Annotated in this window: 17 protein-coding genes and 1 pseudogene; 14 read left to right on the top strand and 4 right to left on the bottom strand. The window is 62.0% G+C overall.

Annotated features, from left to right (window positions below; genetic code table 11):
- Window positions 1-35 precede the first annotated feature (35 nt).
- Window positions 36-1,007, bottom strand: a complete 972-nt coding sequence (locus FHX03_RS00625) for a glycerophosphodiester phosphodiesterase family protein (protein ID WP_183777454.1) — start codon at window positions 1,005-1,007, stop codon at window positions 36-38.
- 120 nt (window positions 1,008-1,127) lie between these two features.
- On the opposite strand from FHX03_RS00625, the gene FHX03_RS00620 reads away from it, so the two are divergent.
- The 10 genes from FHX03_RS00620 (at window position 1,128) to FHX03_RS00575 (ending at window position 9,543) form a co-directional block, all read left to right on the top strand.
- Entirely contained in the window at window positions 1,128-1,931 is an 804-nt protein-coding gene (locus tag FHX03_RS00620; RefSeq protein WP_183777455.1) for an alpha/beta fold hydrolase, read from the top strand.
- Window positions 1,932-1,976: 45 nt separating this feature from the next.
- On the top strand, window positions 1,977-2,987 hold the full coding sequence (locus FHX03_RS00615) for a ligase-associated DNA damage response exonuclease (RefSeq protein ID WP_183851996.1): 1,011 nt from the start codon (window positions 1,977-1,979) through the stop codon (window positions 2,985-2,987).
- A gap of 267 nt (window positions 2,988-3,254) precedes the next feature.
- Window positions 3,255-4,880 (top strand): cisplatin damage response ATP-dependent DNA ligase, encoded by a 1,626-nt coding sequence (locus FHX03_RS00610; RefSeq protein WP_183851994.1) that lies wholly within the window; start codon window positions 3,255-3,257, stop codon window positions 4,878-4,880.
- Window positions 4,881-4,998: 118 nt separating this feature from the next.
- Window positions 4,999-5,919, top strand: coding sequence for an alpha/beta hydrolase family protein (locus tag FHX03_RS00605; RefSeq protein WP_183851992.1), 921 nt, complete (start codon window positions 4,999-5,001; stop codon window positions 5,917-5,919).
- 294 nt (window positions 5,920-6,213) lie between these two features.
- A complete protein-coding gene (locus FHX03_RS00600; protein WP_183851990.1) occupies window positions 6,214-7,020 on the top strand; it encodes a L,D-transpeptidase in 807 nt (268 codons plus the stop codon).
- Between the two features lie 174 nt (window positions 7,021-7,194).
- The gene (locus tag FHX03_RS00595) at window positions 7,195-7,929 is read left to right on the top strand and encodes a L,D-transpeptidase (protein ID WP_097627562.1); all 735 of its coding nucleotides are present in this window, start codon (window positions 7,195-7,197) and stop codon (window positions 7,927-7,929) included.
- Window positions 7,930-8,203: 274 nt separating this feature from the next.
- Entirely contained in the window at window positions 8,204-8,413 is a 210-nt protein-coding gene (locus tag FHX03_RS00590; RefSeq protein WP_003546468.1) for a cold-shock protein, read from the top strand.
- A gap of 211 nt (window positions 8,414-8,624) precedes the next feature.
- Complete coding sequence (locus tag FHX03_RS00585; protein ID WP_097627564.1) at window positions 8,625-8,909, top strand: cold-shock protein; 285 nt, start codon at window positions 8,625-8,627, stop codon at window positions 8,907-8,909.
- Window positions 8,910-8,965: 56 nt separating this feature from the next.
- Window positions 8,966-9,202, top strand: coding sequence for a 30S ribosomal protein S21 (gene rpsU, locus FHX03_RS00580; RefSeq protein ID WP_003569533.1), 237 nt, complete (start codon window positions 8,966-8,968; stop codon window positions 9,200-9,202).
- A 107-nt stretch (window positions 9,203-9,309) separates the two neighbouring features.
- Window positions 9,310-9,543, top strand: coding sequence for a hypothetical protein (locus FHX03_RS00575; protein ID WP_003580252.1), 234 nt, complete (start codon window positions 9,310-9,312; stop codon window positions 9,541-9,543).
- A gap of 42 nt (window positions 9,544-9,585) precedes the next feature.
- On the opposite strand, the gene FHX03_RS00570 is transcribed toward FHX03_RS00575, so the two are convergent.
- Entirely contained in the window at window positions 9,586-10,074 is a 489-nt protein-coding gene (locus FHX03_RS00570) for a MarR family winged helix-turn-helix transcriptional regulator (RefSeq protein ID WP_097627566.1), read from the bottom strand.
- A 125-nt stretch (window positions 10,075-10,199) separates the two neighbouring features.
- Here FHX03_RS00570 and FHX03_RS00565 point away from each other — a divergent pair, with 125 nt between their 5' ends.
- The gene (locus FHX03_RS00565; RefSeq protein ID WP_003580247.1) at window positions 10,200-10,622 is read left to right on the top strand and encodes an organic hydroperoxide resistance protein; all 423 of its coding nucleotides are present in this window, start codon (window positions 10,200-10,202) and stop codon (window positions 10,620-10,622) included.
- A 298-nt stretch (window positions 10,623-10,920) separates the two neighbouring features.
- Here the strand turns inward: FHX03_RS00565 and FHX03_RS00560 are convergent, their stop codons facing one another.
- Window positions 10,921-11,412: a MarR family winged helix-turn-helix transcriptional regulator gene (locus FHX03_RS00560; protein ID WP_097627764.1), complete on the bottom strand. Its 492-nt coding sequence runs from the start codon at window positions 11,410-11,412 to the stop codon at window positions 10,921-10,923.
- Window positions 11,413-11,498: 86 nt separating this feature from the next.
- On the opposite strand from FHX03_RS00560, the gene FHX03_RS00555 reads away from it, so the two are divergent.
- From FHX03_RS00555 to FHX03_RS00545, 3 genes are all read left to right on the top strand, one after another.
- Window positions 11,499-12,227, top strand: a complete 729-nt coding sequence (locus tag FHX03_RS00555) for a DUF899 domain-containing protein (protein WP_183851988.1) — start codon at window positions 11,499-11,501, stop codon at window positions 12,225-12,227.
- A 143-nt stretch (window positions 12,228-12,370) separates the two neighbouring features.
- The gene (locus FHX03_RS00550; RefSeq protein ID WP_097627570.1) at window positions 12,371-12,838 is read left to right on the top strand and encodes a DUF1579 domain-containing protein; all 468 of its coding nucleotides are present in this window, start codon (window positions 12,371-12,373) and stop codon (window positions 12,836-12,838) included.
- Between the two features lie 53 nt (window positions 12,839-12,891).
- Complete coding sequence (locus FHX03_RS00545) at window positions 12,892-13,671, top strand: VOC family protein (protein ID WP_097627572.1); 780 nt, start codon at window positions 12,892-12,894, stop codon at window positions 13,669-13,671.
- A gap of 332 nt (window positions 13,672-14,003) precedes the next feature.
- Here the strand turns inward: FHX03_RS00545 and FHX03_RS34970 are convergent.
- Window positions 14,004-14,507, bottom strand: a pseudogene (locus FHX03_RS34970) (outer membrane protein); the annotation flags it as partial.
- Between the last annotated feature and the right edge of the window lie 55 nt (window positions 14,508-14,562).

Raw genomic sequence — 14,562 nt, 5'->3', positions numbered from 1 at the left:
AGTGAATCTGAAAGATCGCGACGCGCTTGAACGCCTTATTTTTCCAGCTTGCCGATCGCCTCGATCTCGTTCGTCCATATGCCCGCCGCATAGTTCTCAGGCAGTCGCGCCAACAGCGCGGCGTCGTCGATGCCGGTCGAGAAATCGCTGCCGCGATAGGGGCCGAGCACGAAGACCTCGGTTCCTGCATCCTGCATGCGGTTGAGAAAACGGTCCGGCCAGCCCCAGAGCCAAGGCGCAATATTGATCGGCACCAGCATCATGGCGTGTTTGCAGGCATCCGGCAGCACGCCGGTCCAGCCATAGCCGATGTAGCCGAAAAGGCAGCCTTTCAGGCTCTGGCGCGAGGCGGTTTTGATCTCGGGCACCAGCCGGCGCAGGACATCGATCGGCTCGTCGCCGCCATAGACGATGATGTCTGCCCGTCGCGCGGGTGAAAGTCCGTTGAGCACGGCGGCGAGCTTTTCGCCCTCGGACGGATCGCGGCTCTTGACGTTGATCAGGAAGCGCCGATACGCAAGGGTCGAGAGCACCTCGGCCAGCGTCGGCATCATGCCGATGCCGCGGCCGCGGAAGGGAAAGCTCTTGCCGCCGTCAGCGGTATAGCCATAGCCGATGTCGAGCTTCCGCAGCTCCGCCATCGAATGATCGCGGGTGACGCCGTGCCCGTCGGTGCGGCAGTCGAGGGTCCAGTCGTGAAAGACGGCGAATGCGCCATCTGTCGTCGGATGCACGTCGATCTCCACAATATCGGCGCCCGCCGCAAAGCCTGCCTGCATCGAGCGGATGGTATTTTCGAGATAATCATGTTTCGGCGCCAGCATGCGGCTCGCCGTGCAGGTGTCGTTCTTCAGATCGGTCTCGTCGAACCGCTGGGCGATGCCGCGATGGGCGAGCAGCACCGGCTTTCCCGGCTGATGCTCGGCGAGTAGGCTGGTGTTGTTGAGATAGATGCCCGCCGCGACAAGTGCGACCGCGCCCACGCAATAGAAAAGCTTCCTGCCCATTATGCTCCCGATGATTGCATCGAAAGAGGCAACAGCTAGAAAGCGATTCTGGTTGTTCTTGGGCTCTTTTCCGGCTTTTCTATGCTGGCAGTTTATTCCCCGGAGAGGATCGGTATCGCCATGGAACCACAGGACGACGAGCTCATCCGTTTCGCAGAACACGGCGCGGCCGCCTTGCCGCCGGCATCTGTCGAAGGCCATGTCGGACGCGACGGTGCCCGCATCTGGTATGCGAGCTATGGGACCGGTCCTGCCGTCATCCTGCTGCATGGCGGTCTCGGCCATAGCGGCAACTGGGGCTATCAGCTCCCGGCGCTGCTCGACAGTGGCCGCCGCGTCGTGCTGATCGACAGCCGCGGCCATGGCCGCAGCACCCGCGATGCCCGTCCCTACACCTATGAACTGATGGCATCAGACGTGCTTGATGTCATGGACGAACTGCGTCTGGACAAGGCAGCGTTCATCGGCTGGAGCGACGGCGCCTGTATCGCGCTGATCCTCGCCGCGACGGTGCCGTCACGTGTCGACGGCGTCTTCTTCTTCGCCTGCAACATGGATCCGAGCGGTACGCTGGAATTTGTTGCGACCCCGGTCATCGACCGATGCTTCAGCCGCCATGCCAAGGATTATGCGGCCTTGTCCGCCACGCCGGATGACTTCAATGCCTTCGTCGAGGCGGTCAGCCAGATGATGCGCACGGAGCCGAATTACAGCGCCGAAGACCTCGCACGGATCGGTGTGCCGGTCGCGATCGTGCTCGGTCGGCACGACGAGTTCATCAAGCCGGAGCATGCCGAATATCTTGTCCGCAGCATTCCGGACGCTGAGATGATTTATCTCAAAGGCGTCAGCCATTTCGCGCCGCTGCAACGGCCGGCGGAGTTCAATGCCGCGGTACTGTCCTTTCTCGACAGGATAGCCTGATGACGACCTCTGGCCTCGCGCCGATTTCCGGCTATCTCTTGCTTCATGAGACCTGATGCGCTGCTCTATCCCGCCCCGGAAGGGCTCTATTGCCCCGAAGGCGGCTTCTATGTCGATCCTGTGCGGCCGGTGGAGCGGGCGCTCGTCACCCACGGCCATTCCGATCACGCCCGGCCGGGCCATGTGAACGTGCTTGCCACCCGCCAGACGCTCGACATCATGCGCCTGCGTTACGGCGAGGGCTTTTGCGTCAGCGAGCAGGCTGCCGCCTTCGGCGAGGAACTGCTCATCAACGGCGTCAAGGTGAGCTTTCATCCGGCTGGCCACGTGCTCGGCTCGGCGCAGATCGCCATCGAGAAAAACGGCACCCGCATCGTCGTCTCCGGCGATTACAAACGCCGCCCGGATCCGACCTGCGCCGCCTATGTGCCGGTCGCCTGCGATGTCTTCATCACCGAGGCGACCTTCGGCCTGCCGGTCTTCCATCATCCCGATCCGATGGATGAGATCGGCAAGCTGCTCGCCTCGCTCCGCCAATTTCCCGAGCGCACCCATCTCGTCGGCGCCTATGCGCTGGGCAAGGCCCAGCGTGTCATCAGGCTGCTGCGCGATGCCGGCTACACCGAGCCGATCTATATCCACGGCGCCATGGAAAAGCTCTGCGACTACTATGTCGGCGAGGGCATCGATCTCGGTGAGCTGCTGCCGGCGACCATCGAGAGCCGCGACAAATCCGCCTTCAAGGGCGCCGTCGTCGTCGGTCCGTCCTCGGCCTTCGCCGACCGCTGGGCGCGGCGCTTCAACGAACCGCTGCCGGCCTTCGCCTCCGGCTGGATGATGGTACGCCAGCGCGCCAAACAGCACGGCGTCGAACTGCCGCTCGTCATCTCCGATCATTGCGACTGGCCGGAGCTGACGGAAACCATCCGGGAACTGCACCCGGCCGAAGTCTGGGTAACCCACGGCCGCGAGGAGGCCCTGGTGCGTTGGTGCCAGCTCCAGAGCATCAAGGCGAAGCCGTTGCATCTGGTGGGCTATGAAGATGAGGCGGATTGAGATGCGCTCTGTGCTGGATCAGAACCCCTCCCCAGCGGACCTTGCCGCTATCGCCGGCGCGCTGGAAATGGCGGCTATGCACGCCCCTCGCTCCCTCATTCCTGTGCTCGTCACAGGAATCCAGCCACCGCGCGTCGGCGCGGTGAATGACTTATGTGACACCGAAGAGTTTCTCGCGTTCAAGGACTTGGGCGCACTGGATTCCTGTGACGAGCACAGGAATGAGGGCGTAGCCATTGAGCCTTCCTCTCAAACGCGGAGGCCGACATGAAAGCCTTCGCCGACCTCCTCGACCGCCTCGTTCTCACCCCCAGCCGCAACGGCAAGCTGAAGCTGCTGACCGATTATTTCCGCGACACGCCGGACCCTGACCGCGGCTACGGCCTTGCCGCCATCGCCGGCACGCTGGAGGTGCGTAACGTCAAGCCCGCCATGCTGCGCGAACTGGTGCTGGAGCGCATGGACGAGGTGTTGTTCCGTTATTCCTACGATTATGTCGGCGATCTCGCCGAAACAATCTCGCTCGTCTGGGACAATGAGCGGGATATCGACCGCTCGGCCCTTTCCCAGCCGCGTCTCGGCGCTGTTGTCACCGATATGAATGCGCTCGGCCGCACGGAAGTGCGCGGCTTCGTCCGCGACCTGCTCGACCGGCTGGATTCCTCCGGCCGGTTCGCTTTCATCAAGCTGGCGACCGGCGCCATGCGCATCGGTGTCTCAGCCCGTCTTGCCAAACAGGCGCTGGCCGATCTCGGCGACAAGGACGTCACCGAAATCGAAACGCTCTGGCACGGCCTGCAGCCGCCTTACGAGACTTTGTTCGAATGGCTGGCTGCGGGCGGCGAAAAACCGGTGCTGGCGACACCGGCGATCTTTCATTCGGTCATGCTCGCAAATGCGGTGGAGGAGGGGGACCTTAGCGGGCTCGATCCGGCCAACTACGCCGCCGAATGGAAATGGGACGGCATCCGTGTCCAGCTCTCCCGCTCCGGCGACCGGCGCAAAATCTATTCGCGCTCCGGCGACGACATTTCGGGCGCCTTTCCCGATATTCTCGACGCCATCAGCTTTTCCGGCGTTGTCGACGGCGAGCTGCTGGTCGGCGGCACCGCCCGCTCCAACAGCCCGACCCGCACTTTCTCCGATCTGCAGCAGCGCCTGAACCGCAAGACGGTGACGGCAAAGATGCTTTCCGACTACCCCGCCTTCATCCGCACCTACGACCTGCTCTTCGACGGCGACGAGGATGTGCGGGGCGATGGCTTTACCGATCGCCGCGATCGGCTGGCCGAAATCATCGACCGTGCCCCCCACGACCGTTTCGACCTCTCGCCGCTCGTGCCTTTCTCGTCCTGGGACGAGCTCGACCGTCTTCGTGCGGCCCCGCCCGATCCGGTCATCGAGGGCGTGATGATCAAGCGGCGCGACAGCATCTATCAGGCCGGCCGGATGAAGGGCCCCTGGTTCAAGTGGAAGCGCAATCCCTATAATGTCGATGCGGTGCTGATGTATGCCCAGCGCGGCCACGGCAAGCGCTCGAGCTACTATTCCGATTTCACCTTCGGCGTCTGGGCCGACGACGAGGACGGGGAACAACTGGTGCCCGTCGGCAAGGCCTATTTCGGTTTCACCGATGCGGAACTCGAAGTGCTCGACAAATTCGTGCGCAACAATACCACCGAGCGCTTCGGGCCGGTGCGCGCCGTGCGCGCCGATAAGGATTTCGGCTTCGTCGTCGAGGTGGCCTTTGAAGGCATCAACCGCTCGACCCGGCACAAATCGGGCGTCGCCATGCGCTTTCCCCGCATCGCCCGTCTTCGCCCCGACAAGCCCACTTATGAGGCCGATCGGCTGCGCACCCTTATCGCCATGATCGACGCCAAGCCGGGGTGAGGGACAATCTCCTGTGCAACAATGCCGCAGTCCCAAAATTTCAACAGGATGTGTATTGGCGGCAACGATCTTCCGGTGCAAATCTTGTGTGCCGGGGACGTGATTTGGGTGCTGCGTTATGAGCTCGCATGAACAAAATGCCTTTTTCCGCCAACGCCGTGCCGTGCTGGCGGGTCTTGCCGGCGCGCTCGTCCTGCCGCAAGTGGCGGCGGCCTTCGATGTTCCGGATGAACCGCGGCTTGCCAAGCATGACTATGCCAAGGTCCGCCACCAATTCCGCACCAAGCTTTTGCAGAAGGGTCCGGCGCCCGACAAATACGAGCCGCTGAGCGCGCCGGCCGACGCCGACAAGATCTTTTATCGCTCCGGCTACGGCGAACTCGAGTTGGTCGCCTGGGTCTCGAAATATAAGCGCGAGCGCGCCGCCAAGCCCGCCGTGCTCTTCCTCCACGGCGGCAATGCCATGGGCATCGGCCATTGGCAGTTGATGAAGCCCTACATGGATGCCGGCTACGTTGTGATGATGCCGTCGCTGCGCGGCGAAAACGGCCAGAGGGGCAATTTCTCCGGCTTCTATGACGAGGTCGACGACGTTCTTGCCGCCGCCGAGCGGCTGGCGCATCTGCCGGGGGTCGATCCAGGGCGGCTGTTCATCGCCGGCCACAGCATCGGCGGTACGCTGACCATGCTGACGGCGATGAGCACCCAGAAATTCCGGGCCGCCGCGCCGATATCGGGCAATCCCGACGCCTTCCGCTTCTTCAAGCGCTATCCCCAGGATATCCGCTTCGACGACAGCAATGCGCATGAGTTCGAGGTGCGGTCGGCGCTGTGTTACGCCCAGAGCTTCAAATGTCCTATCCGTGTCGTTCACGGCACGGAAGAGGCTCATTTCAACGACCGGGCCGATCTTCTCTCCCGCCGCGCCCGCGCCGCCGGCATCCATATCGAAACCGAAACCGTCGCCGGCAACCACACTTCGGCGCTGCCGGCCGAGATCGAACAGAGCATCCGCTTCTTCCATGGGGTGGCGGCCTGATTTTTCGCCGCCGCTTCAAACGTAGGCCTATTGGGCCTGTGTTCCCGGTGTGACAACGGACGCAGAGACCATGATCGTGCCGAACGACTTCCCCGAGCTGCTGCCTTCGCCATTGCAGGAAGTTTAGCTGGGCAGTGGGGATGGCCCTGAGGCACAGCGCTTTTTGCTCTGCACTTCGGGTCGCATGCATTAGCTTCCGGCTTTCCCGCCCTCAACACCAGCCTCGCGCCAGCCGCGGATGCCATCGTCGCGGTAGATATCGCTGTCTCGCCGATCGTTGATAAGGGTGGTTCCATGAATTTTCTGCGCCGGGTCTTCCCGATTGCCGGGCTCGTCATCGCAGCCGGGTCGCTGAGCGGCTGCAACATCCTCATTCCCGATGTCGCCGCCGATTCGCCCGCCCGCTTCGTTCAGGAGACCTCGCCGGTCTTCTATCAGCCGCCCGGCGTCGATCCGCGCCGGGTGCGGCCGATACCCGATCAGCCGGTGCCGCAGACGCGAGAACTCTACAAGACCCAATTCCATCAGACCTACGGCCTGCCGGTCAGCAATCCGGTGCATATGGCAATGTATGGCGCGGTCCGCGACGAGGATTTCACCCTGCCGGCGATCCCGGTCAGCCGCGTGCAGCCGCAGTTCCTCCGCCAGGAAGTCGATTACCAGACGACCGAGCGCCCCGGCACGGTCATCGTCGATACCAGGGCGCATTTCCTCTATTTCGTCGAGGAAAACGGCAAGGCGATGCGCTACGGTGTCGGCCTCGGCCGCGATGGTTACGCCTGGTCGGGCCGCGGCGTCATTCAGTGGAAGCAGAAATGGCCGCGCTGGACGCCGCCGGTCGAGATGGTCTCGCGCCAGCCCGAGGTTCGCGCCTTTTCGGCCGAAAACGGCGGCATGAATCCGGGGCTCCAGAACCCGCTCGGCGCCCGCGCCATGTATATCTTCAAGGACGGGCAAGATACGCTCTATCGCATCCACGGCACACCCGACTGGCAGTCGATCGGCAAGGCCACCTCGTCCGGCTGCGTGCGCATGCTGAACCAGGACGTCGTCGATCTCTATGACCGCCTTCCTGCCAAGGCGGAGATCGTTGTGATGTAGCGCTGCAACAGCGCCGCTGATATCGTCTGCCCAAGGCCGGACACGTCTGCGTGAAGCTATGGTTTATTTGGCGCAAGCCGATAGATCTTCTGATGTTGTTCTCGGCATCGGACGAATCGCCGCTCACGCAGGGTTTTGTCCGGCTCCCGCATCAGAGGAAATCAGTCCCGCGTCATGAGCTTCGATAGACATCTTTCCCGCCGCAGCTTTCTTTCCTTTTCGGCATTGACCGCAGCCTCCGCGCTCACCGGCTGCGCCTCTTCGGCCAATACGGTCACATCGGGCGATACGACGATCATCTACCGTTCGCCCATGCGCCTCTTCCAATCGCCTGGGGCGTCGAGCGTGCCGAGTGGGGCCGAGCTTGCCGTCATGTATGGTCCCGTCGAGGATGGTGGCTTTCTCATCCCCGCCATTCCCTATGAGCAGATCGACCCGCGCTATTATCGCCAGCGCGTTCTCGATCCCACCGGCCAGCCGCCCGGCACCATCGTCGTCGATACGCCGTCGCGCTTTCTCTATCTCGTCCAGGGTGACGGCATGGCGATGCGCTACGGCGTCGGCATCGGCCGCGAGGGTTTCGCCTGGCAGGGTTCCGGCGTCATCCAGTGGCGTCAGAAATGGCCGCGCTGGAAGCCGCCGAACGAGATGGTCGCCCGCCAGCCGGAACTCGTCAAATATTCGATCGAGAACGGCGGTATGGAGCCGGGCCTGAAGAACCCGCTCGGCGCCCGCGCGCTCTATATCTTCTCGAACGGCGAAGACACGCTCTACCGCCTGCACGGCAATCCCGACTGGCGCTCGATCGGCAAGGCCGTCTCCTCGGGCTGCGTCAGATTGATGAACCAGGATATCATCGATCTCTACGACCGCGTGCCGACAAAGGCGCCGATCGTCGTCTGGCAGTGATGTCAGCGGGGCGGCCGCGATCCGGCCGCCCCGGTTCGATCTTGCCCGGCCGAGCGGCATTCCGTGGGTAAATGCCCTCGTTTCCCACGCCCGGAAAAGTTTTATTTTCAGAAAACCATTGCTTAATTCGGTAAATAACCTACATGGTGCGTATCGAATTGCTTGCGACCTTTGTCCACGCGCTGAAGCGCTCCGTCAGATATCCTCTCAACATCGATACGGCTTGTCGGACATTCTTCCGCAGGCGAACACAACGGTTGAAAAGGAGATCGTTATGAATTCAGGCGTCGTCAAATGGTTCAATGGCACCAAGGGTTTTGGCTTCATTCAGCCCGATGATGGTTCTACGGATGTTTTTGTCCACATTTCAGCGGTCGAACGCGCCGGCATGCGCGAACTCGTTGAAGGCCAGAAGATCCGCTATGATCTCGTCCGCGACAAGAAGTCCGGCAAGAATTCGGCTGACAACCTTCAGGCCGCATGATTTGTCATTCGCCTATGCTGTCCAGATGCTGGCGGCGCGCTGACCACGGATGTACTGGCAGCGAGCTGACCGACTGGCGGAGAAATGGCTGAGTGACTGGAAGAGGTCGGGTGCCAACCCGGCCTTTTTGCTTTGATCGCCGGCATGTCCGAATTGACCGCGGTTATTCTGATTGACCGGCGAGCAGCCGAAGAGTTCAAGGGACGCTGAAATGGGCAGACTAAACTATCAAATCGGCGATATGATCGTGCTGAAATCGGGCCTCACTCGTACGGCGAAAGCCGATAAGCGGTGCCGGATCGCCAGCATTCTGCCCAACGACCACGGGCATGTGCAATATCGCGTCCGGTTCGACGCGGAGAATTTTGAGCGCCGCATCACCGAGGCCGACATCGATACCGGGGAATCGCCCTCCAGGGCTTCCCCCGAGGCAGTGGCTAAGTCTGATGGCGCCGAGCCTTGGCTGAAGTTTTCGAGCATTCGGACGGGCAAGTAGTCCCGCCGTTTTTACCATCACAGCGCGGCCCGGCCGCCGACAGGAAGGATATCGTTTTGCAGGTTCTCGTCAGGGATAACAACGTCGATCAGGCGCTCCGCGTGCTCAAGAAGAAGATGCAGCGGGAAGGCCTGTTCCGGGAAATGAAGGCGCGCAGCGCTTTCGAAAAGCCGTCCGAGAAGCGCGCCCGCGAAAAGGCCGAAGCCATTCGCCGCCAGCGCAAGCTTGCCCGCAAGAAGCTGCAGCGCGAAGGCCTGCTGCCGGCGCCGAAAAAGGTTCTCCGCGCCCGCTAATCCCGGCATCGCGGCCCAACCGCGGCATCGCGGCCAGCCGGCCCGGCCGCGGAATCACGGCTCTTAGCCATGGCTAAAGCCTCCGTCATCACCTGAGAAAGGGGCACATGACCGCCACCAAGGGAGAATTCTTCAATCCCGCCAAGCTTTCGTCTCGCGACAAGGCGGAAGCGACCGATCACACGGCGCGCGCCATCATCGCGGCCGAGGCGTCGGCCCGAGACAAGAAGACGGAAAAGCTGAAGGCCCTGCGTCTGCAGCAGGAGGCCGAGGCAGCACCTGAAGCGGCGCCTGCAAAGAAACGCCGGTCGCCGGCCAAGGCGGCTGTGAAGCGGCCCTGATCCTCAGGCTTACTCCGTTTTAAGCTAACCGGGCGGATGTGGTCAGCCGCCGTTTGTGCCGGCCCGGCCGAGATTGCCGCGCAGCCGATGCAGCATGTCGCGCATCTCAGCCATTTCCTTCAGCGTGCAGCCTGCGGCTTGGCCGATCGCTGTCATGATCGTATCGATTTCCCCTTTCATCGCCTCACCTCCAGCGGTCAGCGACACGATCACCTGGCGCTCGTCGCGCAGGTCGCGCAGCCGCTTGATCAGCCCGCTTTGCTCCAGCCGCTTCAACAGCGGCGACAGCGTGCCGGAATCGAGATCGAGTTGCTCGCCGATCGTCTTCACCGGCAACTCGCCGCGTTCCCATAGCACCAACATCACCAGATATTGCGGATAGGTCAGGCCCACCCTGTCGAGGATCGGCTTGTAGGCGCGGGTGAAAGCATGCGCCGTTGCGTAGACCGCGAAGCACAACTGCTTTTCCAGCCGTTTCTCCTCCTGCGGTATCTCCATCGTTTTTATCGTCTGCGCTTTCATATCCATCATCCTTAAGGCCGTGATTGTCTTCTTTTCCATGCCAAAATGCAATTTGCAAAATTCACTTGCGTACAATTTAATTGTACGATAGTAAAAATCCAACCCGATCGAAGGGCCAACCAAAGGAGATCGTCATGCCTATTCTCTATACGACCAAAGCCTCTGCCACCGGCGGCCGCGCCGGCCGCGCCGTTTCCGAAAACGGTGTTCTGGACGTGACGCTGACCGTTCCGAAGGAACTCGGCGGCGACGGCGCAACCGGCACCAATCCCGAGCAGCTCTTCGCCGCCGGCTACTCCGCCTGCTTCCTCGGTGCCTTGAAATTTGTCGCGGGCCAGCAGAAGGTCAAGATTCCGGAAGACACGACGGTCTCCGCCAAAGTCGGTATCGGCCCGCGTGAAGATGGCACCGGCTTCGGCATCGAAGTGGCGCTGACGGTCAACATCCCCGGCCTCGACCGCGAAACCGCCGAAAAGCTCGCCGCCGCCGCCCACATCGTCTGCCCCTACAGCCACGCCATGCGCACCTCGACCGAAGTTCCGGTCACGGTTGCCTGATTGCAGTAACAGCCGGAAGATCGGCGAGGTGGCCCCTTATCCGCCTGCCGGCACCTTCTCCCCCTAAACGGGCGAAGGGGGCAAGCCGGACACTCTCCGATCCCCAGACCTTGCGCGGGGCACGTCCCCTCTCCCCGTCAAAACGGGGGTCCGCAGGACGGGTCGAGACCCGTGGTTCGACCCCGGCAAGGGCTAGGGTGAGGGGCAGCCGTTTGACGCTGATCGAACAGCTGCAAACATACGCGAACAGTGGCGGAGTGACGTTCGGCTCGCCCTATTCGCCGATTGCCCGTGCCCCTTAACGTAGTCGGCGCCCGGCCGGCTTCGGCGTCTCATCCGTCATCCCTGACACCGTCTGCAGATCCTGCCGCAGCCGCGCGGAACTTCCATCCGGGAGCTTTTGGTCGAGCGCCGCATGCGTCTCTTTCCAGATCGGCAGCGCTGTTGCTAGCACCGCCTTGCCTTCGCCGGTGAGGGCAAGCAGCCGGCCGCGCCTGTCCTTCGGATTTTCCATCACGCTCACCCAGCCCTTGCGCTGCAGCGGTTTCAGCGCCGCCGTCAGTGTCGTCTGGTCCATGGCAAGCAGGGAGGCGACCGGCCCCATCGGCGGCGGCTCCGGCCGGTTCAGCGACATCATCAGCGAAAACTGCCCGTTGGTCAGCCCCGCGGGCCGCAATGCGTCATCGAACAGGCGAGCGAGTGCCCGCGCCGCTCGCTGCGCATGCAGGCAGAGGCAGGTGTCGCGCACCAGCAGCGTTGTAGAGAAAGGAATTTCAACCGAATTTGACATGGCCATTTTATATTGATATCAATCTTTCTAGTCAAGGAGAAGGAGAGGGGCCGGCTCGCCGGCAGCGCCGGAGGAGGGCGCATCCAATGCAGAACGAAGTTGTTTCCCGCGAGCTATGGCTCGAGGCCCGCCGTGCCCTGCTCTTGAAGGAAAAGGAGGCGACGAAGCTGCGCGACAGCATCAACGCCGAGCGGTTGGCGCTGCCCTGGGTGAAGGTCGATAAAGATTACGTTTTCGACACGCCCGAGGGAAAGAAGTCGCTCGCCGAACTCTTCGATGGCCGCAGCCAGCTTTTGATCTATCATTTCATGCTCGGCCCGGATTGGGATGCCGGCTGCCCCGGCTGCTCCTTCCTGTCCGATCATATCGATGGCGCCCTGCCGCATCTGAACCATCACGACGTCACCTGGGTCGCCGTCTCGCGCGCGCCGCTCGACAAGATCGCCGCCTACAAAAGCCGCATGGGCTGGAAATTCCCCTGGGTCTCTTCCTTCGGCAGCGATTTCAATTTCGATTATCACGTCTCTTTCAGCCCGGAGGACCTTGCCAAAGACAAGGTCTTTTACAATTTCACTCCCATGCAGCCGGCTGACGCCAATGACGAACTGCCGGGTCTGAGCGCTTTCTACCGAAACGACAAGGGCGAGGTCTTCCACACCTATTCGAGCTACGCCCGCGGGCCCGAGGAACTGATCGGCACCCTGATGATCCTCGACCGCGCCCCGAAAGGCCGCAACGAGGACAGCACGATGAATTTCGTGCGCCGTCACGACGAATATGAGGAGGCCCCCAGGGCGCCATCCTGCTGTCACTGAGCCAAAGCATGATGCCGAAAACTGTCAGCGGTTTTCGGCATCATGCCCTGGCTAACCAGCGCAAATTCGAGCAGACGTCACAAAGAGACCTCCTGGGAATTGCGCCGATAAAGGCATTGGCCAACATCACGCAAGGGAGAAGGATGATGAAGACCGCAGAAGTGCTGAAGGAACATTCCTTCCTGGAGAGACTGGTGGGCGACTGGACCGTCACCGCACCCGAAATGTCCGGCGGCGAGCCCTGGACGGAGACCGTCCGCTCGCTGCACGGCATCTGGTTCGTCGCCGAGGGCACCGGCCGCATGCCGGATGGCAAACAGGCCACCAGCATCCTGACGCTCGGCTATAACGCCGCAAAGGCCAAGTATGTCGGCAGCTGGATCGGCAGCATGATGGACTTCATGTGGATCTACGAAGGCGAGCTCGACGCTTCGGGCAATGTGCTTGACCTCTATACGACAGGGCCTGACTTCAACGGCGAAGGTCTTGCCGATTACCGCGAGCGGATCACTTTCGTCGACGCCGATCACCGCACCTTCATCTCCAGCGCCAGGCAGCCGGACGGCGCCTGGAAACAGTTCATGGAAGCGCATTACGCCCGGCAGATCTGACAATCACGGCGCTCGAACCTTGAAAAAAGGGGCGCCTCTAAAGGGAGAGTACGATGTCTGAGACGCATGGAAAGTTCATCTGGTGCGAGTTGATGACCCCCGACACATCGGCTGCCGCGAAATTCTACAGCTCGGTCGTCGGCTGGACCACCTCCGAGATGAAGGTGGAGGGCATGCCGACCTACACGATCTTCGAGGCGAACGGCATCGGTGTCGCCGGCCTGATGGAATTTCCAGCCGAACTCGAGGGTAAGGGCATTCCGCCGAACTGGACGGGTTATGTCGATGTCGACGACGTCGATCAGTCGGCCAAGGATTTCGTCGCCAATGGCGGATCGGTCCGTCGTCCGCCGGACGATATCCCGGGTATCGGCCGCTTCGCCGTTGTCGCCGATCCGCATGGCGCGGTGCTCTGCATCATGACGCCGGCGCCGATGGACAAAACCTGGCCGGAACTGGCCCCCGATGCGCCTGGCAATATCGGCTGGCACGAACTCTATGCCGGCAACGGCAAAGACGCCGTCGCCTTCTATTCCAAGCTGTTCGGCTGGACCAAGGACAGCGAAATGGACATGGGCCCGATGGGCGTCTACTACCTCTTCGCCCGTAACGGCAAGCAGATCGGTGGCATGATGACCAAGCCGGAAAACATCCCGATGCCGTTCTGGAGCTATTATTTCATCGTGCCGGCGCTTGATGCCGCGATCGAACGCGTCAACTCCGGCGGCGGCAAGGTCGTCCACGGTCCCATGGAAGTCCCCGGCGGCAGCTGGATCATCCAGGCCACCGACCCGCAGGGTGCCTTCTTCTGCCTGGTGGCGCCGAAGCGGTAGGTTTTGGCCCCTTTAGCGTCGTGCCGTGAGCCCCCCTCATCTGGCTGCTGCCACCTTCTCCCCACACGGGAGAAGGTGCTCGTAGGGCGGATGAGGGGCCACCCGTCACACCCTTTGCGGCAGCCGGACTGACAACCGCCCGCCACTCTTCCCCTCAGAACTTGTAGCTGCTCCCGAAGAGAACCTTGTCCTGCGTGGCGCCGACATCGCCGATGGCGGAGCCGAAGTCCTTGTTGCCGAAATCGGAATGGCGATACTCGCCGCGCACCAAGGATATGGTCGGTGACCGCGTGTTCGATGCCGCCGCCGGCCGTCCAGCCGATCAGGATGCCGTCCTTCTTTCCGGCGGTGGGAATGTCGACCTTGCCACCGCCGGCCGCCACACCCGCCGTTGCGAAGAACAGGGTTCGATCCAAGGCGTAACCAACCCGCGCCCGGCCGGATGCATCCCATTCGAGGTTGGCATCGTCGTTTTTCTCGAAGTTGTAGTTGATGTCGTTCTCGATGCCGTAGACGATATTTCCGGATTGGAAATTATAGCCGGCATGCAGCCCTGCCGTGCCGCCGTCGATATTCTCATCCGAGCCGAGGATCTTCGTCTGGCTCCAGGAATATCCGCCCTGGCCGCCGAGATAGAAGCCCGACCAATCATAGGCCACAGATATCTGCTCGGCGGCGGGAGCAGGTGTCTCGTAAGTGAGGTCGGCGGCAACGGCCGGAACGGCGGCCGAAAGCGCCAGCGGCGCAGGCGATAAATCTGATATGCATGAAGATGCCTCGTGTTCATTGGGAGCAAAAAGAGGGCAGTGGCGACACCGCCCGACTCTCAGGAACATGCCCCGCCCCGATGTTGCGGAGTGTCTTTTAACGTTGAGATTTGTTGCGGGCCGA

The sequence above is a fragment of the Rhizobium sp. BK456 genome, assembly GCF_014194045.1.
GTDB classification, from domain to species: domain Bacteria; phylum Pseudomonadota; class Alphaproteobacteria; order Rhizobiales; family Rhizobiaceae; genus Rhizobium; species Rhizobium redzepovicii.
This window is presented reverse-complemented; position numbering and strand designations above follow the sequence as displayed.

Excerpts from the sequence above, each read along its gene's own strand:
- FHX03_RS00625 (WP_183777454.1), bottom strand. The coding sequence starts at position 1,007 with ATGGGCAGGAAGCTTTTCTATTGCGTGGGCGCGGTCGCACTTGTCGCG.
- FHX03_RS00620 (WP_183777455.1), top strand. The coding sequence starts at position 1,128 with ATGGAACCACAGGACGACGAGCTCATCCGTTTCGCAGAACACGGCGCG.
- FHX03_RS00615 (WP_183851996.1), top strand. The coding sequence starts at position 1,977 with ATGAGACCTGATGCGCTGCTCTATCCCGCCCCGGAAGGGCTCTATTGC.
- FHX03_RS00610 (WP_183851994.1), top strand. The coding sequence starts at position 3,255 with ATGAAAGCCTTCGCCGACCTCCTCGACCGCCTCGTTCTCACCCCCAGC.
- FHX03_RS00605 (WP_183851992.1), top strand. The coding sequence starts at position 4,999 with ATGAGCTCGCATGAACAAAATGCCTTTTTCCGCCAACGCCGTGCCGTG.
- FHX03_RS00600 (WP_183851990.1), top strand. The coding sequence starts at position 6,214 with ATGAATTTTCTGCGCCGGGTCTTCCCGATTGCCGGGCTCGTCATCGCA.
- FHX03_RS00595 (WP_097627562.1), top strand. The coding sequence starts at position 7,195 with ATGAGCTTCGATAGACATCTTTCCCGCCGCAGCTTTCTTTCCTTTTCG.
- FHX03_RS00590 (WP_003546468.1), top strand. The coding sequence starts at position 8,204 with ATGAATTCAGGCGTCGTCAAATGGTTCAATGGCACCAAGGGTTTTGGC.
- FHX03_RS00585 (WP_097627564.1), top strand. The coding sequence starts at position 8,625 with ATGGGCAGACTAAACTATCAAATCGGCGATATGATCGTGCTGAAATCG.
- FHX03_RS00575 (WP_003580252.1), top strand. The coding sequence starts at position 9,310 with ATGACCGCCACCAAGGGAGAATTCTTCAATCCCGCCAAGCTTTCGTCT.
- FHX03_RS00570 (WP_097627566.1), bottom strand. The coding sequence starts at position 10,074 with ATGATGGATATGAAAGCGCAGACGATAAAAACGATGGAGATACCGCAG.
- FHX03_RS00565 (WP_003580247.1), top strand. The coding sequence starts at position 10,200 with ATGCCTATTCTCTATACGACCAAAGCCTCTGCCACCGGCGGCCGCGCC.
- FHX03_RS00560 (WP_097627764.1), bottom strand. The coding sequence starts at position 11,412 with ATGTCAAATTCGGTTGAAATTCCTTTCTCTACAACGCTGCTGGTGCGC.
- FHX03_RS00555 (WP_183851988.1), top strand. The coding sequence starts at position 11,499 with ATGCAGAACGAAGTTGTTTCCCGCGAGCTATGGCTCGAGGCCCGCCGT.
- FHX03_RS00550 (WP_097627570.1), top strand. The coding sequence starts at position 12,371 with ATGATGAAGACCGCAGAAGTGCTGAAGGAACATTCCTTCCTGGAGAGA.
- FHX03_RS00545 (WP_097627572.1), top strand. The coding sequence starts at position 12,892 with ATGTCTGAGACGCATGGAAAGTTCATCTGGTGCGAGTTGATGACCCCC.